Below are 794 nucleotides of genomic sequence, written 5' to 3'. Positions count from 1 at the left end.
ATCGTTTGTTTGAACTTTGATAATGTTGCTTTTAATATTCTCAGGGATATTAATCCATTTTGTTTCTTCTGTTAAATAAAGTTCACAAAAACATTCTTCTCTGACAACTTTAAGTATATGATTGTACCAATCTAAATAGGTCCAGTCCGAAGGTTTAGGGGAATAGAGTGTTTGTTTATCTGAATCCCAATGAACTTGTGTTGCAGTTCGGTATATGAGTGTGAATTTTTTCACCTCTGGGGTAATATGTAAACAATCTAGGTCATCAATTTCTACTTTTATTATTCTGTCTCTTTCCAACTATAGAATTCTATTATTTGACAAATCTTGATGCTATTTATGGGGTGCTATTATTTAGAAATCGCTTATTTGAACTTTGCGTCCATCAATTCATATTCTGGATTTATTCAATTAAGTAAACCTCTGTTTTATATTTCTCAAATGTCCTTAAGTCAACTTGGGAATATTTAGGTTCCATGGATGAATAGAATACATCTATTTCAGAACCAATACAGTAATTTTCAATAGAGCATTCAAAATACCGGATCCCACATTTTCCAGAATATTTCTTACCATCAACTAAATATGTGTATGTCAAGTAATAGCTAGATTTCTTTATATGTTTTAGTTTAGTAATTTTTCCTATGGTGTGGGTTCGATTATCGGCCACACTCTTGTTTTTTATTAGATGAAATATTGTTACACAAATTAAGACAGCGACCAAAACCACAAAAGCGATTTTATCAACTTTTTTAGCATTTTTTAGAAATTGCATTATCGTTTTATTGAACTTT

2 protein-coding genes are annotated in these 794 nt (G+C 30.4%); both read right to left on the bottom strand.

Translation table 11 applies throughout. The features are described 5' to 3' along the window. The coding region (locus tag IAG46_RS17555; RefSeq protein ID WP_190811698.1) for a hypothetical protein at window positions 1–300 on the bottom strand (300 nt) is incomplete at its 3' end. A 103-nt stretch (window positions 301–403) separates the two neighbouring features. Next, window positions 404–794, bottom strand: a 391-nt coding sequence (locus IAG46_RS17550; RefSeq protein WP_223826756.1) for a hypothetical protein, incomplete at its 5' end; no start/stop codon positions are given.

Origin of the sequence: Flagellimonas sp. S3867 (genome assembly GCF_014698935.1) — a bacterium.
Taxonomy (GTDB): Bacteria; Bacteroidota; Bacteroidia; order Flavobacteriales; family Flavobacteriaceae; genus Flagellimonas.
Note: the sequence above shows the minus strand (reverse complement) of the source record. Positions and strands in the feature narration are given on the sequence as shown.